The sequence below is a fragment of the Belnapia rosea genome (assembly GCF_900101615.1).
GTDB classification, from domain to species: domain Bacteria; phylum Pseudomonadota; class Alphaproteobacteria; order Acetobacterales; family Acetobacteraceae; genus Belnapia; species Belnapia rosea.
Genome location: NZ_FMZX01000007.1, coordinates 1 through 20,379 on the forward strand (window position 1 = coordinate 1; position 20,379 = coordinate 20,379).

The window sequence follows — 20,379 nt, forward strand, 5'->3', positions numbered from 1 at the left end:
CTCACCGGCGGCCAGCGCGGCGACTGCCCCCAGGCCTACGCCTTGATCGACGGCCTGCCCGCTGAGATCGTCATGGCCGATGCGGCCTACGATGCCGATCCCCTGCGCCACGCGATCGCTGCCAAGGGCGCGGTCGCAGTCATTCCGAACAACCCGTCCCGCGCCCGCAAATACCCGCTCGACCAGCATCTCTACGCTCAACGCCACCTGATCGAGTGCTGCTTCAGCAAGCTCAAGCAGTTCCGGCGCGTTGCCACGCGCTTCGAGAAGACCGCCCGCAACTACCGCGCCGTCGTCACCCTCGCCGCCATCGTCCTGTGGCTCAGGTAACTGTCCACACGACCTAGTGTCCTGCCCGCGAAGTTCGTGGGTTTACCCACGGGCTTCGCGGACAAGCAGGCCACTGAACCAAAGGCCGGTGGCCTGGGAGCAAGATCCGAAGGATTTTTGAAATCAGGACACCGGCCCCGCCTCGGCACGGGGCTTGCTCGGCAGAGGCAACGATCAGCCCGGGGTTTCCGCATGTCCCTCTCCCGCCGCGCCCTTCTCGGCGCATCCGGCCTTGCCCTGATGCCCAGCGATTGGGCAGTCCCGCCCGCCGCCGCCCAAGGCGAGCGCGTCATCCGCTACGGCATCTCGATGGCCGACATCCCCCAGACTACCGGCCAGCCCGACCGCGGCGCCGGCGCCTACCAGTTCACCGGCTACACGATCTACGACCCGCTCGTCGCCTGGGAGATGGATGTCGCCGACCGCCCCGGGAAGCTCGTCCCCGGCCTGGCGACAAGCTGGGAGGCGGACCCGGCCGACCGCACCAAATGGGTCTTCCGGCTCCGCGAGGGCGTGAAATTCCACGACGGCTCGGCCTTCGACGCCGATGCGGTGGTCTGGAATTTCGAGAAGGTGCTGACCCCCCAGGCGCCGCATTTCGACAACCGCCAAGCCGCCCAGGTCCGCCCCCGCCTCCCCTCCGTGGCCTCCTGGCGGAAGCTCGACGCCATGACCGTCGAGGTCACCACCAAGGCGATCGACAGCATCTTCCCCTACCAGATGCTCTGGTTCCTCATCTCCTCCCCCGCGCAATACGAGAAGCTCGGCCGCTCCTGGGAGAGGTTCGCCGATCAGCCCTCCGGCACCGGCCCCTTCCGCCTGGCGAAGCTCACCCCCCGCGCCAGCGCCGAGCTGGTCCGCAACAGCGCCTACTGGGACCCGAAGCGCATCCCGAAGGCCGACCGCGTCATCCTCGTCTGCGCCCCGGATGCGGTGACGCGCACCAATGCGCTGCTCACCAACCAGGTCGATTTCATCGAGACCCCGGCGCCCGACCTCGTCCCGCGCCTCAAGCAGTCCGGCGCGCGGATCATCGAGAACGTCACGCCGCATGTCTGGAACTACCATCTGAGCCTGCTCGAGAACTCGCCCTGGCGCGACATCCGCCTGCGCAAGGCAGCCAATCTCGCCATCGACCGCGACGGGGTGGTGGCGCTGATGAACGGCCTGGCGAAGCCCGCGGCCGGCGTGGTCGATCCCTCCTCGCCCTGGTTCGGCAACCCGGGCTTCAAGGTCCGGCACGACCCGGCCGAGGCGCGGCGGCTGCTGGCCGAGGCCGGCTTCTCGACCCGCAACCCGCTGAAGACGCGCTTCCTCGTCGCCACGGGCGGCAGCGGCCAGATGCTGTCGATGCCGATGAACGAGTACGTCCAGCAGAGCTGGCGCGAGGTCGGCATCGAGGTCGAGTTCGAGCCGGTGGAGCTCGAGGTGCTCTACACCTGCTGGCGCCAGGGCGCCGCCGGCGAGTTGGCGCGGAACGTCACCGCCAACAACGTCGCCTATGTGACGAGCGACCCGCTCTACGCCCTCATCCGCTTCTTCCACTCGAAGCAGATCGCGCCCACCGGGGTGAATTGGAGCCATTACCGCGACGCGGAGATGGACCGGCTGATCGACACCGCGATGCAGACCTTCGACCCGGCGGAGGTGGACCGGCTGATGGCCAAGGTCCATGAGAAGGCCGTCGACGAGGCGCTGCTCGTCTTCGTCGTGCACGACACCAACCCGCATGCCGCGACCAGCCGGGTGCGCGGCTACACCCAGGCGCAGCACTGGTTCCAGGACCTCACCACGCTGGCGTAACCACGCCATCGCGACGCCAGAAGCGCCAACGGCCATGCCAGCCTTCCCTTGCCGCATCCCGAAGCGGCGAGGGAAGGAAACGCATGGCAGACCCCATCATCGGGCGCCGCTCGCTCGGCGCGCTCGCCGGCGCTCTCGCGGCCGGCGCCGCCATCCCGGCCCAGGCGCAGCGCGGCTACGACCGCGGCGCGGCCCCCGCCCGCTACCCCGATGCCGATATCGTCGCCATCGACCCGAAGCGCTTCACCGCGAAGCTCGGCAACACCACCATCCGGCGCCTCGGCACCGGCTATGGTTGGGCCGAGGGGCCCGCCTGGCACGCCACCGGCCGCTTCCTCATCTGGTCCGACATCCCGAATGACGAATGCCTGCGCCTGGTGGAGGAGGACCAGTCCGTCCACCGCCGCTTCCGCAGCCCCTCGGGCTTCTCCAACGGCAACACCTTCGACCGCGAGGGGCGGCAGATCGCCTTCCGCCACTTCCACCGCGACGTGCTGCGCTACGAGCCGGATGGCAGCACCACGGTGCTGGCCGCCCGCGGCCCGGACGGCGCCTTCAACGCCCCGAATGACGGCGTGGTGCATCCGCAGGACGGCGCCATCTGGTTCACCGACCCGGGCTATGGCGCGCTGATGAACTACGAGGGCCAGCGCGTGCCGGAAGCGGCCAGCAGCCCCCGCCCCTTCATCAAGGAGGCGATCTACCGCATCGACGCGCAGACCGGCCAGGTGGCGAAGGTGGCCGACCAGCCCTTCAAGCCGAACGGCCTATGCTTCTCGCCCGACTACCGCCGGCTCTACGTCGCCGACAGCGGCAAGTCCCACTATGACGAGGCGAAGAACATCATCTGGATGTTCGACGTGGACGGCGCGCGCCTCACCAACCCGCGCACCTTCTGCGACATGGAATTGAACGGCAAGTCAGGCTTCGGCGACGGCCTCCGCTGCGACGAGCAGGGCAATGTCTGGGTCGGCGCCGGCTGGGTCGGCGATGGCTATGACGGCGTCCATGTCTTCGCGCCCGACGGCCAGCGCATCGGCCAGATCAGGCTGCCGGAGATCTGCGCCAATCTCTGCTTCGGCGGTACGCGCAGGAACCATCTCTATATGACGGCGAGCCAGTCGCTCTACATGGTCCCCGTCGAGACCCGCGGCGCGCATTTCTGCTGAAGGGATTGCAGGGGCTCTGCCCCTGCACCCAGCCGGGGGGAAAGCTTCCCCCCAGGCCCCGCCATTAGTTCAGACGCGCTCCAGGCACATCGCGACGCCCATGCCGCCGCCGATGCAGAGCGTCGCCAGGCCGCGCTTCGCCTCGCGCCGCCGCATCTCGAAGAGCAGCGTGTTCAGCACCCGCGCGCCGCTGGCGCCGATCGGATGGCCGAGCGCGATCGCCCCGCCATTCACGTTCACCTTCGAGGTGTCCCAGCCGAGATCCTTGTTCACCGCGCAGGCCTGCGCCGCGAAGGCCTCATTCGCCTCGATCAGGTCGAGCGTGGTGATGTCCCAGCCCGCCTTCTGCAGCGCCTTGCGGCTCGCCGGGATCGGCCCCGTGCCCATGATCGACGGATCGACGCCCGCCGTCGCCCAGGAGGCGATGCGCGCCAGCGGCTTGATGCCGCGCTTCCGTGCCTCCTCGGCCGACATCACCACCAGCGCCGCGGCGCCGTCATTGATGCCGCTCGCATTGCCCGCCGTCACCGTGCCGTCCTTGCTGAAGGCCGGCCGCAGCTTCTGCAGCACATCGAGCGTGGTCTCCGGCTTCGGATACTCGTCGTCGGAGATGGTGACCTCGCCCTTGCGGGTCTTCACCGTCACCGCCGCGATCTCATCCTTGAAGCGCCCGGCCTTCATCGCCTCGCCCGCCTTGCGCTGGCTGGCGGCGGCGAACTCGTCCTGCTGCTCGCGGGTGATCTGGTACTTCTGCGCGACGTTCTCGGCGGTCGTGCCCATGTGGTAGCCGTGGAAGGCATCCCACAGCCCGTCCTTGATCATGGTGTCGACCAGCTGCAGGTCGCCCATCTTCTGCCCGGCGCGGAGCTGCTGCGCATGCGGCGCCTGGGTCATGCTCTCCTGCCCGCCGGCCACGACGATGCTGGCATCGCCGGTGGCGATCTGCTGCGCCGCCAGCGCCACCGCCCGGAGGCCGGAGCCGCAGAGCTGGTTGATGCCGAAGGCCGTCCGCTCGACCGGGATGCCGGCCGCGACGGCCGCCTGCCGCGCCGGGTTCTGCCCCGCGCCCGCGGTCAGGATCTGGCCGAGGATGACCTCGTCCACCTCCTCCGGCCGCACCCCGGCGCGCTCCATCGCGGCCTTCAGCGCGACCGTGCCCAGCGCATGCGCCGACAGGCTGGCGAAGGCCCCGGAGAAACTCCCCACCGGCGTACGCGCCGCGGAAGCGATGACGATATCGGTCATGTCTGGCTCTCCCACCCTTATTGCTCGATGCGGCGCAGTCTGGACCCGCGCCGCCTCCCGCTACAAGCCGAGGCCCGAAAGCCAGCGCCGCAGCGGTTGCCACAGGGCCGCCTCGGCCCCTTGCCCCGCGACCATGCCGATATGGCCGGCCGCCGCGCCATGCACCAGGGCCCCCGGCAGCCGCCCCGCCAGCGCCATGGCGGAGGCGGGCGGCACGATCCGGTCCCGCGAGGGGATGGCGAGGAAACCCGGCACCCGCAGCCGCTCCGGCGCCACCACCTCGCCCGCCACCCGCCATTCGCCCCGCGCCGGGGTATTGGCGCCGTACCAGCCGGCCAGCACCTCCCGCGCCACCGGGGCCGCCAGCGCGATGCCGTCATTCAGCCAGTCCTCCAGCGCGACGAAGCGTCGGGCCCGCATGCTCCCGGGGTCGAGCCGGGCGAAGCCGCGATACTTCTCGGCGATGGAGAAGGGGTCGAGCGCGGCGAACAGCGCCTGCAGCGTATCGACCGGCAAGGCCCCGGTCGCCGCCAGCAGCGGCTCCAGCCCCGGCAGCAGCGCGCCGAGCTGGCGGGCCCGGTCGGCATCCTCGGCCCAGAAATCCCAGGGCGTCGCCAGCAGCGCCAGCGCCCGCACCCGCCCCGGCTGCCGCTGCGCCGCGCCGAGTGCCAGCAGCCCGCCCATGCAGTAGCCCACCAGCACCACCGGCTCGCCGACCGCCGCCAGCGCCCGCTCCAGCCGCCCGGCGATGTAGTCGGTGAGGTCGAAGCCACGCTCCACCTCCCCCGGCTCGCCCCAGTCGAGCAGCAAGGGGTGCAGCCCCTGCCCGGCCAGGTGCCGCAGCATCGAGGTCTCGGGCAGCAGGTCGAGGATATGCGCCCGGTTGACGAGGGAGGGCACGACCAGCACCACCGGGCCGCCGCCGCCATAATCCAGCAGCCGGCTGCCGCCCTCCGTCCAGACCGCCGGCAGCGCCGCCTCCTCCCGCTGCCAGGGATGGCGCCGGTAAGCGCGGATCCCGGCCAGCAGCGCCCCGTCCGCCCGGTTCAGCCCGCGCCAGACCGCGGCGGCGAAATCCTCAGGCCGGTGGCCGCCTGCGGCGAGGCGCCCGGCGAGGCGCATCGCCTCCGCCGGCACCCTCCGCGGTCCCTGCCCCTCCGGCTTCGAGCCGGGCGAGCCGGGCCTCGAGCTCGGCGACGCGCCGGCGGAGATCAGCGGCAGCATCGCCATCGCCATCCACCGGCGCAGGCCGAGCAGGCCCAGATGCAGCGGCAGCGGCCGCGGCCCCCGCCTCATGCGGGGCGGCCCCATGGGCTCCTCCAGGTGCACCGGCCCAGGGGCCCATCATCGTCCGCCAGGCCGCCATCATCTCCCCATCCGCGGCCAGCGCGGCGATCTCGTCCTGCCAAAGCGCGATCCACTCCTCCGCCAGCCGGTCGAGTTCGGTATCTCCCGCCTCCGCCATGCCGCCCATCCCTGCTTCCTTCATCCGGGCACAACCGCGCGCGCGAATGTGTGCAACGCAAAAACCCGCTTCCGTGCGGGCCGTTGCGCTGTGCTACGATCCGTGGCCTGTCACGCAATAACCGCATCGGAAACGCCATGGCCGAAAGTACCGTCCGCGCCGAACCAGCGACCGAGGCCCCTGCCAATCCGGCCCCACCGGTGGTGGTGAAGAAATACGCCAACCGCCGCCTCTACAACACGGAATCCTCCAGCTACGTCACCCTGGAAGACTTGGCCGGAATGGTCCGCCAGGGCCGCGATTTCGTCGTTTATGATGCAAAATCAGGCGATGAGATCACCCGTTCCGTCCTTACCCAGATCATCGTCGAGGAGGAATCCAAGGGCCGCAACCTGCTGCCCGAGGGCTTCCTCCGTCACCTGATCGGCTTCTATGGCGACAGTCTGCAGACCGTCCTGCCACGCTATCTCGACGTGGCGATGAACGGCTTCGCCCGTCAGCAAACGCAGATGCGGCGCTCCATGGAGCAGGCGATGGGGGGTTTCATGCCCTTCCCGACGCTCGAGGAGGTCAGCAAGCAGAACATGGCGATGATGGAGCGGGCCATGAGCCTCTTCGCCCCCTTCCGCCAGCCCGAGACCCCGCAAACCATTGAATCCCTGAAGGCGGAGGTTGAATTGCTGCGCCGCCAGCTGGCTGAGTTGCAGAGCGCCGGCAAGGACAACTCGCGCGGGGGGTGATTCCCGGTAGCCCTGGCTCCATCACGCGTTCGTCACGCGCAGCGGTGGAACGGTGGCACTCCCTCGGCATTGCCCAAGGTGAGACAACCACGGGCTCCAAGGGATACAATATGCCAGCATCTACCGAGACCGGTTCGCCGCGCCCCGCCGCTGCCAAGGTTGGGCAACGGGCGAATGCTGCGGATCGCCACGTCGGCGCCCGGATCCGCGAGAGGCGGGTGATGATGGGCCTCTCGCAACAACAACTCGCGCGCATGATCGGGGTTACCTACCAGCAGGCTCACAAATACGAGCGCGGCCTCAACCGCATCTCCGCTGGTCGTCTCTTCGAGATCGCCCAGGTTTTGAACGTTGCCGTCTCCTGGTTCTTCGAAGGCCTGAACGATGAGCACGAGCCGAGCGAGATCTCCCCGCGCCAGCGCATGTGCCTGGAGCTCGCCCGGAACTTCGCGCTGATCGACAACGAGAAGCATCAGGAGGCGCTGAGCCAGATGGCCCGCGCCCTCGCCGCCCAGAGCATGGCGGCACACCCCGACCGCGAGCTGGTGGTGGAGGCGGAGGAGCGGCACTGAGGCTCGCTGCTCCGGCCCGGTCCCATTGGGCCGGGCCCGTCTCATGGTAACAGGCTGACCGTGTCCAGGCGTTCCCCCGCACCGCCGCTGCTGCGACCGCAGAAGCGCTCCTGGTTGGGCCCCACCGGCCTCCTGCTTGGCCTCGCCGGCCTGGCGGGCGGAGTGGTGCTCGGCCTCGGCCTCCGGTCGGAGCCCTCCCCGGCTCCGGTCCCGGGGCCGAGCGCCATGGTGGCCCCGGCCCCCCCGCCGGTGGCCGCCCCGCCCGCCCCCGAGACACCCCCGCCGATGCCGAGCCGGGCAGCGGCGCCGCCCCTCCCCTCCGGCCCGAGCCCGGCTGAGCTCGCCGCACAGCGCGCCGCCCTGCAGGCCGAGGTCGCGGCCGAGCAGGCGCGGCTCGACGGCCTGCGCCAGGCGCGCGTCGCCCTCGAGACGGAACTCGCCGGCCTGCGCCGCGACCTCACCGCCAGCCGGAGGGAGGCGGCCCAGGCAGCGGCCGCCCCGCCGCCGGTGCTCGGCGCACCGCCCCGCCCTCTGCGCCTGCCCGAAAGCGTCGCGGCACCGGTCCTGCCGGCGGGCGGCGCCCGCGTCTTCATCCATCTCCGGGCCGGCTCGGCCGCCGCCGCCAGCGCCGCCGCCGAGCTCGCCCCGCAGCTGCGGGAGGCCGGCTTCGACATCGCCGAGGTTCGCAGCGTCGGCGCCACGCCCTCCCAGCGCGTCGTCCGCTACTTCCATGGCGAGGATGCCGCCGCCGCCGCGCGCCTCGCGGGCCGGCTCGGGCGCGGCTGGGCGATCCAGGATTTCCGCAATTTCGAACCCACCCCGTCGCCGCAGACCCTGGAGATCTGGCTGCCGGACCGGTAGCGGCGCGAGGCCCCGCCCCCCTTCCTCGACACCGGCCGGGCCGCCGCGCCAGACTGGGCCGGCCACGTCACCGCCCGGGGAAGCCGATGAAGCCCGAGACCCGCCGCAAGCTCGCCGAGGTGAGCACCGCCACGCTTACCACCGTGTTGTTCAAGCACGGCTTCCGCAACCTCTTCCTCGAAGGCCCACGGCTCATCAATCCGGGGGCGCCGCGCCTCGTCGGCCCCGCCTATACGCTCCGCTACATCCCGGCGCGGGAGGATCTCGACACGCTCGACGCCTTCCTCGACCCCGACCACCCGCAGCGCAAGGGCGTCGAGGACTGCCCGCCCGGCAGCGTCTTCGTCATCGACAGCCGCGGTGATCCCAGGGCGGCCAGCGCCGGCGGCATCCTGCTCACCCGGCTGATGACGCGCGGCGTCGCCGGCGCCGTCACCGATGGCGGCTTCCGCGACACGCCGGAAGTGGCGGAGATGCCCTGGCCGGCCTACCACGCCGCTCCCAGCGCCCCGACCAACCTCATCCGCCACCACGCCGTCGACCTCAACCTGCCGATCGCCTGCGGCGGGGTGCCGGTCTATCCCGGCGACATCATGGTGGGCGATGGCGAGGGCGTGGTCTGCATCCCCGCCCATCTCGCCGACCAGGTGGCCGAGGAGGCCCATGAGCAGACGGTGGGCGAGGATTTCGTCCAGGAACGCGTCGCCGCCGGCCACACCATCCGCGGCCTCTACCCGATGACGGACCCGAAGAACCGCGAGCTCTTCGCCGCCTGGCGGAAGGAGCGGGGACGCTAGAGCCAGCCCCCACGGCCCGAACTTTCCCGGGCCTCCCGTGTTCGCCCTTGCCTGCGGTGACTGCCGGAGGCGTCCATGGCCTGTAGGTTCAACACTCCACCCCGACAGGGCTCCGCCCGAGCCTCCACGCCTTGAGCGGCGCGAGCCTGCCGGCCTCCCTGGCCCGCCTGCTGCCGCGCGCCATGGACTGGCGCATCCCCCTCGCCCTCGCCGCCACCTATGCCAGCTTCGGCTCCGGCCCGGCCGGTGCCCGGGCAGCGCTCGACACGCTGCCGCCGCTGCTGCTCGTCGGCATCCGCGGGTTGGCCGGCGGCGTGATCCTCTTCCTCTGGGCGCTCGCCGCCGGCGCCCCGCGCCCGACGCGCCGCCACTGGCTCGCCGCCTGCGGGATCGGGTTGCTGATCCTGGCCCTCGGCGCCGGGGTCGGCACCTTCGGACAGAAGACCGTGCCCTCCGGCATCGCCGGCGTGATGTCCGCCCTGCTGCCGATCGTCGCCGCCTGCCTCGGCTACCTGCTCTTCCGCGAGCGCCCGGCCCGCCGCGCCCTGATCGGCCTGGTGATCGGCGTCGCCGGCCTCGGCCTGCTGCTCAGGCCCGGCGCCGACCTCGACCCCTTCGGCATCGCGCTGCTGGTCGCCAGCCAATGCGCCTGGGCGCTCGGCGCGGTGCTGGCACCACGCGTCGGCCTGCCGGAGGACCCGCGCCTCGCGGCCGGGATGGAGCTGCTCTGCGGCGGCGCCATCCTGGTGGTGGCGGCCGGCCTGATGGGCGACGTCACCAGCCTCGACTGGCACGCCGTCTCCACGCAATCCTGGCTCGGCCTCGGCTGGCTCACCCTCACCGCCGTGGTCGGCTTCACCGCCTATGGCTACCTCGCCGCCACCGTGGCGCCCTCCGTGGCGACAACCTTCTCCTATGTGAACCCGGTGGTGGCGATGGGGCTCGGCTGGCTGCTCTTCGCCGAGCCCCTTACCCCGCAGGCGATGCTGGCCACGGCCATCGTCGTCGCCGGCGTCTGCCTGATCGTCTCCACGCGGTCGGAGGAAGCCGGCGCGGCGCAGCACCCGCTGACCTCGGGCCATGGCCATCGCCGCCTCATCGTAACGCCCTGGCCGCCGCCGGAGAGCGCCGCGCTCAATGCGCGGCCGGCGCCGCCCCGTCCTGCCGATGCGCCCCGAAACGCTCCACCATGGTCTCGCTCGCCGCGTTGAGTCCCGTGACCTCGACCGCCTTGCCCTGGCGCCGCACCTTCATCACCACGCGGTCCAGCGCGCCGACCGCCGAGATGTCCCAGAAATGGGCGGCGCCGACATCGATGACGATGCGCTCCACCGGCTCCGTCACGTCGATCGCCTCGGCGAAGCCGCCGGCCGAGGCGAAGAAGACCTGCCCCTCCACGCGGTAGGTCCGCACCCGCCCATCGGCCGAGAGCGCGCTCGTCACCCGGCTGAGGCGCGAGACCTTGCCGGCGAAGAACACGCCCGAGAGCAGCACCCCGACCAGCACGCCCTTCGCCAGGTCGGCCGTCGCCACCACCGTCACCACCGTCGCCAGCATGACCACGGAGGAGGGCAGCGGGTTGCTCCGCAGCCGGGCGATGGAGCCCCAGGAGAAGGTGTTGATCGAGACCATGATCATCACCGCCGTCAGCGCCGCGACCGGGACGATGGCGAGCAGGTCCTGCAGCAGCACCAGCAGCGCCAGCAGGAACAGGCCGGCGACGAGGGCCGAGAGCCGCCCCCGCGCGCCCGAGCTCACATTGATGACCGACTGGCCGATCATGGCGCAGCCGCCCATCCCGCCGAAGAAGGCCGAGGCCATGTTCGCCAGCCCCTGCCCGGCGCATTCGCGGTTCTTGTCGCTCGGCGTGTCGGTCATGTCGTCGACGATCTGCGCCGTCAGCAGCGACTCCAGCAGCCCGACCGCCGCCAGCGTCAGCGAGTAGGGGGCGATGATCCGCAGCGTCTCGAAGCTCAGCGGCACGTCCGGCAGGATGAATTCCGGCAGCGCCGAGGGCAGCTGTCCGAGATCGGCGACCGTCCGCACGTCGAGGCCGAGCCAGGCCGTCAGCGCCGTCAGCACCGCGATGGCGACCAGCGGCGCGGGCACTGCCCGCGTCACGTAGGGAAAGAGGTAGATGATGGCGAGGCCGAGGGCGATCAGCCCATAGGTCACCGGCGGCACGCCGGTCAGTTCCGGCAGCTGGGCCAGGAAGATCAGGATCGCCAGCGCATTGACGAAGCCCGTCATCACCGAGCGCGAGACGAAGCGCATCAGGCGCCCCAGCCGGAGCGCCGCGGCAATGAGCTGGAAGACGCCCATCAGGATGGTCGCGGCCAGCAGGTATTGCAGGCCATGGTCGCGGACGAGATCCGTCATCACCACCGCCGTTGCCGCCGTCGCCGCCGAGATCATGGCCGGCCGGCCGCCGGTGAAGGCGATGACGCAGGCGATCACCACCGAGGCATAGAGCCCGACCTTCGGATCGACCCCGGCGATGACCGAGAAGCCGATCGCCTCCGGGATCAGCGCCAGGGCGACGACGATACCCGAGAGGATGTCGCCGCGCGGGTTGCCGAACCAGTCGCGCCACCAACGAGAATGTATTGTCATGAATATCATCCGCACAGGGCGAGCGCACCGCGTCCTGCGCGGCCGGGCTCACCGGATCGATGCGTTGTCCGGCGGATCGGCGGCCGGAAGAGCCACCCGGGTTTGCACCGGGTCCGAGCGAATGACCCAAGCGTAAACCGCGCCTCGCTGCGGTGCAACAGCGCCCGGCCTCAGCGGCGCCGCAACCCGTCCGCCACCAGCGTGCAGCCCGCGACCGCGAGCAGGATGCAGAGGCCCGGCCAGACCGCCTGCAGCGGCGCCGAGAACACCATCTCCTGCGCGTTGGAGAGCATGTTGCCCCAGCTCGGCGCCGGCGGCTGGATGCCGAGGCCCAGGAAGCTCAGCGTGCTCTCGGCCAGGATCGCCCCGGCGACGGCCAGCGCCGCGGCGACGCCGATCGGCCCCGCGATGTTCGGCAGCACATGCCGTAGCAGCACCCGCCCCTCTCCCGCGCCCGAGACCCGCGCCGCCGCCACGTAGTCGAGCGAAAGCTGCGTCAGCGCCGCCGCCCGGGCCAGCCGCGCCGTGCCCACCCAGCCGAAGGCGACGAGGATGAGGACGATCCGCAGGATGTCGGAGGCCGCCTCGCCCCGGGGCAGGCCGAAGCGCCCGGTATCCACCGCCGCCAGCACCACCAGCAGCGGCAGGGCCGGCAGGGCGAGCAGGCCGTCCGCGACGCGCATCAGCACCGCATCCACCCAGCCGCCCCGCCAGGCCGCCAGCAGCCCGATCGCCGTGCCGAGCCCGGTCGCCCCGACCGCCACCGCCAGCCCGACGCTGAGCGAGACCCGCGCGCCATGCAGCAGCCGCAGCAGCAGGTCCCGCCCCAGCTCGTCAGTGCCGAGGGGATGGGCGGCGGAGGCCTCGCCATAGCGCGCCATCAGGTCGGGGGCGAAGGGATCGACCCCCATCCAGCCCTGCGCCCAGGGCGCCGCCAGCGCGCCGAGCCCGAGCATCCCCAGCAGCAGCAGGCCCAGGATCAGCCGGATCAAGCGGCCAGCCGCGGGTCGATGATCCGCTGCACGATATCGGCCGCCAGCGTCGCCAGCATCGTCACCAGCGCCGCCAGCAGCAGGGCGAGCAGCGCCAGGTTGTAGTCGTTGCCCATGATGCTGTCATAGATCAGCTTGCCCATGCCGGGCCGGGCGAAGATCGTCTCCGTCACCAGCGCGCCGGAGACGAGGCTGCCGGCATCCAGCGCCGCGACCGTCACCACCGGGATGGCGGCATTGGGGAAGGCATGGCCCCAGATCACCTGCCGCTCCGGCAGGCCCTTCATGCGCGCGGTGCGGATATAGGGCTGCGCCATCTCCTCCCGCATGGCCGAGAGGCTGTGCCGCGCATAGGCGGCGATGTTGACGAAGGCGAGCGTCGCCACCGGCAGCGCCAGGAAGCGCGCTCCCTCAGCGAGACCCCAGCCCTCCGCCATGCCGCCCGCCGGCAGCCAGCCGAGCTCCACCGCGAAGAGGATGATGAGCAGGATGCCGAGCCAGAAGCCCGGCAGGGATTGCGCCAGCAGCGCCACGCCATCCGCCAGCACCCCGGCGCCGCGACGCACCGCCCCCAGCACGCCGAGCCCGATCCCGAGCCCCGCCGAGAGCAGCAGCGACCAGCCGAGCAGCACCAGGGTGGAGCGCAGCGCCGGCCAGAGCACCTCCGTCACCGGCACGGCATAGAGGCGGGAGAAGCCGAACTCCCCCCGCAGCACCGCCGCCGCCCAGGCGAGGTAGCGCCCCCACAAGGGCTGGTCGAGCCCGTGCAGCGCCCGGAGCCGCGCCGCATCCTCGGCGGTCAGCCGCGGATCGGCGCTCAGCGCCAGCTCGACCGGGTCGCCCGGCATCAGCCCCATCGCCAGCCAGGTCAGTACCGAAAGCAGGGCGAGCACCACCCCGATCTGCACCAGCCGGCCGGCGAGGAGGCCCGGCATTCAGCCGCCGCGCGCTTCCTTGATCGCGGCCTTCGCCGCATTGACCATCAGCCCGACATCGTTGCCGCCGACGGTCACCAGCTTGAAGCCCATGTCGATCATCTTCTTCGCGTATTTCGGCGAGGAATTATGCAGCCCCGCCGCGATGCCGCGCTTCGAGGTCTCCTTGATCAGGCGCTCGTAGATCTTGAGGATCTCCGGCTCCTCGCGGTCGAGGATGGGGATCATGCCCATCGACAGGCCGAGATCGGAGGGGCCGACATAGATCGCGTCGATCCCCGGCACGTCGAGGATGGCGTCGAGGTTGTCGAGCGCCGTCTGGGTCTCGATCATCGGGATGACGAGGATCTCGTCATTCGCGGTCTTCTGGTAGCCGCCCGCCTCGCCATAGACGCCGGCGCGGATCGGCCCGTTGCTGCGGGTGCCCCGGGGCGGGTACTTCGAATACTGCACCAGCGCCTCGGCCTCGGCCTTGGTGTTGACCATCGGGCAGATCACGCCATAGGCGCCGGCATCCAGCACCTTGCCGATGATCCCGGGCTCGTTCCAGGGCACGCGCACCATCGGCGTGGCGCCGGAGGGCTGGATGCCCTGGAAGCAGGCGACGCAGGAGAGGTAGTCCTGCACGCCGTGCTGCATGTCGACCGTCACGCTGTCCCAGCCGGCCTGGCTGTACATCTCGGCGCTGAAGGCGTTCGGAATGGCGAGCCACCCATTCACGACGGCCTTACCGGCCTTCCATGCTGCCTTGACCTTGTTGGGCATCGCTTCCCCCTCGGGATTCCATTCGGGATTGCGACGCTAGGCGCCGGGCGGAGGGCCGTCAACGCGGCCCCGGCGGCAGGCTACCGTTGCGTTTTCGCACCGCACCCGGCTAGGATATGGGCCGCCACCGCCGGAGGCGCGGCCGGGCCCGCCGCCGCTCCTCAATCCTTAAAATCCGATGCGAGACCGTGCAATATCAATAGGTTGGCGCTGCTTTTCTCAAGCGATTTGAGCCGAATTGAAGCGCTTGATCCATCGCTGGACGCCGCCCGCCCCGCCCGGCACCCTGGATGCCATGCCCGACTGGACCGTCACCTCCGAGACCGGCCGCCTGACCGACGTCCTGGTCTGCGCCCCCGACCACTACCGCTGGCTGCCGACCAACAGCATCGCCCGCCGGACACTCGCCGGCGGCGGCCAGCCCGACCTGCAAGGGCTGCAGGCGCAGCACCGCGAGCTGGTCGCGGCGCTCGAGCAGGGGGGCGCCACCGTCCACCACCTGCCGCCCGAGCCGCACCTGCCCTACATGGCCTATACGCGGGACAGCGTGGTGGTGACGCATCGCGGCCCCGTCCTCTGCCAGCTGGAGCGCCCGCAGCGCCGCGGCGAATACGCCGCCCTGATCGACTGGCATGGCGGCCGCTTCTGGCGCAAATCCTCCGCCGGCACGCTGGAGGGCGGCGACATCCACATCCTCCGCCCCGGCCTCGCCCTGATCGGCGCCAGCGGCGGCCGCACCGACCTCGACGGGGCGGAGCAGCTGGCAGGCTGGCTCCGCGCCGAGGGCTGGGAGGTGCGCGTCCAGCCCTTCGACGAGCATTTCCTGCATCTCGACGTGCTGTTCTGCCTGGCCGCCCCCGGCCTAGCCGCGGCCTGCCTCGACGTGCTGCCCGATGACTTCATCGCCTGGCTGACGGAACGGGGGATCGCCTGCCTGCCCGTCCCCTACCGGGCGGCGATGCAGCTCGGCTGCAACATCCTTTCCCTCGGCGAGGGGCGCGTGATATCCGCGGCCGAAAGCCGGGAGCTGAATGCCGCGCTCCGGGCCGAGGGCGTCACGGTCCTCGACCCCGCCCTCTCGCTCTTCACCGCCGGCGGCGGCGGCCCGCATTGCCTGACCTGCCCGCTGCATCGGGAAGAGGAAACCCCATGAACACCATCGCCTCCCGCCCCGTGGATGCCGTCATCGCCGCCATCCGCGACCTGATCGGCGAGCGCCTCTCCACCGCCCAGGCGATCCGCGAGCAGCACAGCCGCGGCGAGGACCAGACGCCGCCGACCCTGCCCGACGCCGTCGCCTATGTGGAGACGACGGAGGAGGTCAGCCGCATCCTGGCGCTCTGCAACCAGCACGGCGTGCCCGTCGTCGCCTTCGGCGCCGGCACCAGCCTCGAGGGCCATGTGAACCCGGTGCGGCGCGGCATCTCGCTCGACCTCAGCCGCATGACCAACATCCTCGAGGTCAATGCCGAGGACATGGACTGCCTGATCGAGCCGGGCGTCACCCGCCAGCAGCTCAACGACTATCTCCGCGACCAGGGCATGTTCTTCCCCGTCGATCCCGGCAGCGTCTGCACCATCGGCGGCATGTGCGCGACGCGAGCCAGCGGCACCGCCGCCGTGCGCTACGGCACGATCCGCGAGAACGTCCTCGGCCTCGAGGTGGTGCTGGCCGATGGCCGCGTCATCAACACCGGCGGCCGCGCCCGCAAGGCCTCCAACGGCTACGACCTGACGCGCCTCTTCATCGGCTCCGAGGGCACGCTCGGCGTCATCACCAGGGTGCGCCTCCGCCTGCATGGCATCCCGGAGGCGATCTCCGCCGCCGTCTGCCAGTTCCCGGACCTGAAATCGGCGGTCGAGACCACCATCGCCACCATGCAGGCCGGCATCCCCGTCGCCCGGATCGAGCTGCTGGACGCGGACCAGATGCAGGCCTGCATCCGGTACTCGAAGCTCGAGGGCTACCGCCCGACGCCGACCCTCTTCCTCGAATTCCACGGCAGCCCGGCCGCCGTCACCGAGCAGGCCGAGACGGTCGAGGCCATCGCCACGGAGCTCGGCGGCGAGGGCTTCGCCTGGGCGACCGATGCCGAGGCCCGCAACCGCCTCTGGAAGGCCCGGCACGATGCCTACTGGGCGGCGGTCGCGCTGATCCCCGGCTGGCGCGGCATCACCACCGATGTCTGCGTGCCCATCAGCAAGCTCGCCGAGGCCATCCTCGGCGCCAAGGAGGATGCCGAGGCCGCGGGGGCGACCACCTGCATCGTCGGCCATGTCGGCGACGGCAATTTCCACCAGGTCATCCTCTTCGACCCGAACGACCCGCAGGGCCATGAGAAGGCCTGGGAGATCGACCGCAAGATCGTGGCGCGCGGCCTGGCGCTGGGCGGCACCTGCTCGGGCGAGCATGGCGTCGGCCTCGGCAAGCGCGAATTCCTCGAGGTGGAGCATGGGCCGGAGGCGCTCGACCTGATGCGCGGCATCAAGGCGAGCTTCGACCCCAAGGGCATCCTCAACCCCGGCAAGCTGTTCCGGAACTAGCCAGACCGGTCCACGGGAGGAAACGTGCCGCAAAAAGGCGGCCTGGCGGTGCCGATCCTGGCGCTCGCCCTTGGCCATGTGCTCTCCAACGCCGTTCGGACGCTGCCCGCCCTGGCGGCCGACCGGATGCAGGCGTCGCTCGGCCTCTCGCCGGAGGGGCTGGCCGCCGTCACCGGCACCTTCTCCCTTGCCTTCGCCCTGGCCCTGGTGCCGGTCGGCGTCGGCCTCGACCGGCTCGGGGCGCGGCGGACGGCGCTGATCCTGCTGGCGGTGGCCGGGCTCGGCGCCGTGCTCGCGGCGCTGGCCCCCGGCGCCTGGACGATGCTGCTGGCCCAGGCCGTGCTCGGCGCCGGCTGCGCCGGGATGCTGATGGCGCCGATGACCTATGCCGCCCGCGCCGTGCCGCCCTCCCGTTTCGGCCTCTGGTCCGGGATCATCCTGACCTTCGGCAATACGGGGATGCTGCTCTCGGGCAGCCCGCTCGCCTGGCTGGTGGATTGGCAGGGCTGGAGGGCCGGGTACTGGGCGATGGCGGGCTTCGCCCTGCTGGCCCTGCTGGCCGTCGCGCTGGTGGTGCGCCAGCCGCCGCCGGCACGCCGCGACCGCACCTCCCTGTGGCAGGATGCGCGCGAGGTGCTGGCCATCGCCGCCTCCCCCGCCCTCCGCCCGCTGATGGTCTTCGGCGCCGCCAGCTTCGCCACCATCATCGGGCTCCGCGGTCTCTGGGGCGGGCCCTGGCTGATGGAGGCCAAGGGCCTCACGCGGATCGAGGCCGGCCATATCCTCACCGCCTGCGCCCTGGCGATGACCCTGGCCCCGGTGTTCTGCGGCTGGGTGGAGCGGCGGCTCGGCCGGCCGACGCTGATGCTGGCGGGCAGCCATCTCGCCGTCGCCGGGCTGATCCTCGCCCTGCTGGCCGGGCGCGGCCTGCCGCCGGGCTGGGATGCGGCGATCTTCGTCCTCATCGGCCTCCTTGTCTCGGTCCAGCCCGTCGCCTTCGGCCAGGCCCGCGCCGCCGTGCCGCCCGAGCGGGCGGGGCGGGCGCTCTCGGCGCTGAACATCGCCTTCTTCGCTGGCGCGGCGGCGCTGCAGCCGATCTCGGGCCTGGCTGCCAGCCGGGGGGGCGTCGGCGCCGCGCTGGCGAGTCTCGCCGTGGCGCTGATCGCCTCCGGGACCGGCTTCCTGCTGCTGCGGCGGCGGGCCTAATCTCCCCCGATGCTCCGCAGCCTCCTCTTTGCCCTCGATGACACGCCCGGCGCCCTGGCGGCGCGCGACGCGGCGCTGGCGCTCGCCGCCCGCACCGGCGCGGCGCTGACCGCGGCGGCGATCCTCGACCGGCCGCATACCAGCGGCGCGCACGAGGCCCTGCCGATCGGCGGCGCCGCCTTCGCCGAGCACCGCGACGCCGCCCGCGCCGCCCGGCTGGAGGCCGAGGCCGCCGCTGCCCTTGCCGCCTTCCGCGCCGCCGCCGGCACCCTGCCGGTCCGGACGGTGACGCTGGAGGAGGCCCCTGCCCCCGCCCTGCTCCGCGCCAGCGCCGCGCATGACCTCATCCTGCTCGGCCGCGACAGCACCCTTGGCCTGGAGGAGACGGAGGACGGGCTCGCCCCCGTCATCCCGACGCTGCTGAAGGACGGCGCCCGCCCGCTTCTGGTGGTCCCGGCCGGCGCCCCGGCTGAGGGGCCGGTGCTGGTCGGCTATGACGGCTCCGTCCCCGCCATGCGGTCCCTGCAATCCTTCGCCCTGCTCGGCCTTGCCGAGGGCTCGCCGGTCAAGCTCCTGGCGGCCGACCCGGCGCCGGAGAGCGCCGCGCGGCTCGCCGCCGAGGGCGCCGGCTTCCTCCGCCGGCACGGGCTCGCGGTCGAGGAATCCGCCGTCGCCGCCGGGCATCCGGCCGAGCTGCTGCTGGCCGAGGCGGTGACGCTCCGGGCCCGGCTGCTGGTGATGGGCGCCTTCGAGAATGGCCGGCTGCGCAGCCTCCTGCTCGGCTCCACCACCCGCCGGCTGCTGCGGGAGGCGCCCTGCGCCATTTACGTCCAGCACTGAAGGCCTGAGCAGCCCCCCAGGCGGTCCTCCCGGCCGCATCTCGCAACCCCGTGATAATGCCGGATCGCGTTGCAGGCCGTCACAATCGGTCACCGATGGGATGGGCCTCACCCGGAGTCGCCAGTCGCGGCAACGAACATGGCGCATCAGGGCCGCGACCCGGCCGGATGGCGGGTTCACGCCGGTTACATCATACCAAGCTTGCATGGCGGCGAATGACCGCTATTTGGGAAAGCCATCTGGTCCCGGGGGGGACGCCCTGGTATCGCCAGCCGTTCCGATCCGGATATCCTGCATGATGCGCCGACTGTCCGCAGCTCTCCTGCTCACCATGCTCGCCTTACCGGCCGAGGCCCAGTTCGGGCCCCAGGGCCCGCCGGCCGTCGGCGTGGTCCCGGCCAACCGCCAGCCGGTGACCGAGAGCACCGAGTTCACCGGCCGGATCGAGGCGGTGAACCGCGTCGAGATCCGCGCCCGCGTCACCGGCTTCCTCCAGGAGCGCGCCTTCACCGAAGGCCAGGAGGTGAAGGCCGGCGACGTGCTCTTCCGCATCGAGAAGCCGCCCTTCGAGGCGCAGCTCGAGCAGGCCCGGGCCAATGTCGCCTCCGCCCAGGCGACGCTCGAGAATGCCCGGGTGGCGCTGGCCCGCGCCCGGGAGCTGCAATCGACCGGCGCCGGCACCCGCGTCGCCCTCGACAACGCCCAGGCACAGGAGCGCACGGCCAACGCATCGCTGCTCGGCGCCCAGGCTGCGGTACGCGTCGCCGAGATCAATCTCGGCTACACCGATATCCTCTCCCCCATCGACGGCAAGATCGGCCGCGCCACGCTGACGCCGGGCAATGTCGTCACCCCGACCCTGACCGATCCGCTGGCGACCATCGTCAGCCAGGATCCGATGCGCGTGGTCTTCACCGTCAGCTCCCGCGCCGCCGGCGAGCTGCAGGCGCGCTACGAGGGCCGCGGCGGGGTGAATGCCGTCGTCGTCCGCGTCCGGCTGAGCGACGGGCGGCCCTATCCGCAGGCGGGCCGCATCGAGTTCGTCGATACGCAGGTGGACCGCAGCACGGACAGCCTGCTGATCCGCGCCCTCATCCCGAACCCGCTCCGCGCCGGCGCCCGGGCCGGCAGCCCCGGCGACCGCGAGCTGGTGGACGGCCAGTTCGTCACCGTGGCGGTCGAGGGGATCGAGCCGGTGCAGGCCATCGTCCTGCCCCGTGCCGCGGTGCTGCAGGACCAGGGCGGCAATTACGTGCTCGTGGTCGATGCCGAGAAGAAGGCGCAGCGCCGCGCCGTCCGCCTCGGCCGCACGATCCGCGACCAGGTGGTGGTCGAGAACGGGCTGGAAGGCGGCGAGCAGGTGATCAGCGAGGGGTTGCAGCGGGTGCGTCCGGGCCAGGAGGTGAATGCCGCACCGGCCGCCGCGCCACCAGCGGGCGCCACGCCACCGGGGGGCCCCGCCCCAGGTGGCGCCGCCTCCGGCAGCCGGCCGGGCTGACCCG

Annotated in this window: 19 protein-coding genes and 1 other annotated feature; of the genes, 13 read left to right on the top strand and 6 right to left on the bottom strand. The window is 71.7% G+C overall.

The annotated features are described in order from the left end of the window. The 3 genes from BLR02_RS13895 to BLR02_RS13905 form a co-directional block, all read left to right on the top strand. A partial coding sequence (locus tag BLR02_RS13895) for an IS5 family transposase (protein ID WP_143018131.1) occupies window positions 1-330 on the top strand: 330 nt, incomplete at its 5' end. Window positions 331-522: 192 nt separating this feature from the next. Next, the gene (locus BLR02_RS13900) at window positions 523-2,133 is read left to right on the top strand and encodes an ABC transporter substrate-binding protein (RefSeq protein ID WP_090663630.1); all 1,611 of its coding nucleotides are present in this window, start codon (window positions 523-525) and stop codon (window positions 2,131-2,133) included. 83 nt (window positions 2,134-2,216) lie between these two features. After that, entirely contained in the window at window positions 2,217-3,302 is a 1,086-nt protein-coding gene (locus BLR02_RS13905; protein ID WP_090663631.1) for an SMP-30/gluconolactonase/LRE family protein, read from the top strand. A 69-nt stretch (window positions 3,303-3,371) separates the two neighbouring features. On the opposite strand, the gene BLR02_RS13910 is transcribed toward BLR02_RS13905, so the two are convergent. Together BLR02_RS13910 and BLR02_RS13915 are read right to left on the bottom strand one after the other, a co-directional pair. After that, entirely contained in the window at window positions 3,372-4,547 is a 1,176-nt protein-coding gene (locus tag BLR02_RS13910) for an acetyl-CoA C-acetyltransferase (RefSeq protein WP_090560355.1), read from the bottom strand. 60 nt (window positions 4,548-4,607) lie between these two features. Continuing rightward, window positions 4,608-5,858, bottom strand: coding sequence for an alpha/beta fold hydrolase (locus tag BLR02_RS13915; protein ID WP_245704776.1), 1,251 nt, complete (start codon window positions 5,856-5,858; stop codon window positions 4,608-4,610). A 291-nt stretch (window positions 5,859-6,149) separates the two neighbouring features. Between BLR02_RS13915 and phaR the strand changes: the two genes are divergently transcribed. From phaR to BLR02_RS13945, 5 genes are all read left to right on the top strand, one after another. Further along, window positions 6,150-6,752 carry a polyhydroxyalkanoate synthesis repressor PhaR gene (phaR, locus tag BLR02_RS13925; RefSeq protein ID WP_090560352.1) on the top strand — a complete coding sequence of 201 codons (603 nt, stop codon included), beginning with the start codon at window positions 6,150-6,152 and terminating at the stop codon, window positions 6,750-6,752. 110 nt (window positions 6,753-6,862) lie between these two features. Beyond that, on the top strand, window positions 6,863-7,324 hold the full coding sequence (locus BLR02_RS13930) for a helix-turn-helix domain-containing protein (RefSeq protein ID WP_090560351.1): 462 nt from the start codon (window positions 6,863-6,865) through the stop codon (window positions 7,322-7,324). Between the two features lie 60 nt (window positions 7,325-7,384). After that, window positions 7,385-8,185: a LytR C-terminal domain-containing protein gene (locus tag BLR02_RS30870; RefSeq protein WP_143018132.1), complete on the top strand. Its 801-nt coding sequence runs from the start codon at window positions 7,385-7,387 to the stop codon at window positions 8,183-8,185. A gap of 86 nt (window positions 8,186-8,271) precedes the next feature. Further along, complete coding sequence (locus BLR02_RS13940) at window positions 8,272-8,982, top strand: ribonuclease activity regulator RraA (RefSeq protein WP_090663635.1); 711 nt, start codon at window positions 8,272-8,274, stop codon at window positions 8,980-8,982. 131 nt (window positions 8,983-9,113) lie between these two features. Further along, window positions 9,114-10,193, top strand: a complete 1,080-nt coding sequence (locus BLR02_RS13945) for an EamA family transporter (protein WP_090663636.1) — start codon at window positions 9,114-9,116, stop codon at window positions 10,191-10,193. Here the strand turns inward: BLR02_RS13945 and BLR02_RS13950 are convergent. The 4 genes from BLR02_RS13950 to BLR02_RS13965 form a co-directional block, all read right to left on the bottom strand. Beyond that, on the bottom strand, window positions 10,117-11,595 hold the full coding sequence (locus BLR02_RS13950) for a SulP family inorganic anion transporter (protein WP_176849564.1): 1,479 nt from the start codon (window positions 11,593-11,595) through the stop codon (window positions 10,117-10,119). The genes BLR02_RS13945 and BLR02_RS13950 overlap by 77 nt on opposite strands. Before the next feature lie 62 nt (window positions 11,596-11,657). Continuing rightward, window positions 11,658-11,713 (bottom strand) — a sequence feature (sul1 is cis-regulatory element that is thought to sense ions involved in sulfur or methionine metabolism; They are found in Alphaproteobacteria). Window positions 11,714-11,765: 52 nt separating this feature from the next. Continuing rightward, window positions 11,766-12,587 carry an ABC transporter permease gene (locus BLR02_RS13955; protein ID WP_090663638.1) on the bottom strand — a complete coding sequence of 274 codons (822 nt, stop codon included), beginning with the start codon at window positions 12,585-12,587 and terminating at the stop codon, window positions 11,766-11,768. After that, on the bottom strand, window positions 12,584-13,522 hold the full coding sequence (locus BLR02_RS13960) for an ABC transporter permease (RefSeq protein ID WP_090663639.1): 939 nt from the start codon (window positions 13,520-13,522) through the stop codon (window positions 12,584-12,586). The genes BLR02_RS13955 and BLR02_RS13960 overlap by 4 nt, the downstream gene beginning before the upstream one ends. Further along, complete coding sequence (locus BLR02_RS13965) at window positions 13,523-14,287, bottom strand: HpcH/HpaI aldolase family protein (protein WP_090560344.1); 765 nt, start codon at window positions 14,285-14,287, stop codon at window positions 13,523-13,525. It abuts the gene before it with no gap. A gap of 247 nt (window positions 14,288-14,534) precedes the next feature. On the opposite strand from BLR02_RS13965, the gene BLR02_RS13970 reads away from it, so the two are divergent. The 5 genes from BLR02_RS13970 to BLR02_RS13990 all read left to right on the top strand — a co-directional run bounded on the left by BLR02_RS13970 (window position 14,535) and on the right by BLR02_RS13990 (window position 20,375). Beyond that, the gene (locus tag BLR02_RS13970; RefSeq protein WP_245704778.1) at window positions 14,535-15,440 is read left to right on the top strand and encodes a dimethylarginine dimethylaminohydrolase family protein; all 906 of its coding nucleotides are present in this window, start codon (window positions 14,535-14,537) and stop codon (window positions 15,438-15,440) included. Further along, window positions 15,437-16,831 (top strand): FAD-binding oxidoreductase, encoded by a 1,395-nt coding sequence (locus BLR02_RS13975; protein ID WP_090663640.1) that lies wholly within the window; start codon window positions 15,437-15,439, stop codon window positions 16,829-16,831. The genes BLR02_RS13970 and BLR02_RS13975 overlap by 4 nt, the downstream gene beginning before the upstream one ends. Window positions 16,832-16,855: 24 nt before the next feature. Continuing rightward, window positions 16,856-18,037, top strand: coding sequence for an MFS transporter (locus BLR02_RS13980; protein ID WP_090663641.1), 1,182 nt, complete (start codon window positions 16,856-16,858; stop codon window positions 18,035-18,037). A 9-nt stretch (window positions 18,038-18,046) separates the two neighbouring features. Further along, on the top strand, window positions 18,047-18,877 hold the full coding sequence (locus BLR02_RS13985) for a universal stress protein (protein ID WP_090663642.1): 831 nt from the start codon (window positions 18,047-18,049) through the stop codon (window positions 18,875-18,877). Between the two features lie 331 nt (window positions 18,878-19,208). Beyond that, window positions 19,209-20,375, top strand: coding sequence for an efflux RND transporter periplasmic adaptor subunit (locus BLR02_RS13990; protein ID WP_245704779.1), 1,167 nt, complete (start codon window positions 19,209-19,211; stop codon window positions 20,373-20,375). Window positions 20,376-20,379 lie beyond the last annotated feature (4 nt).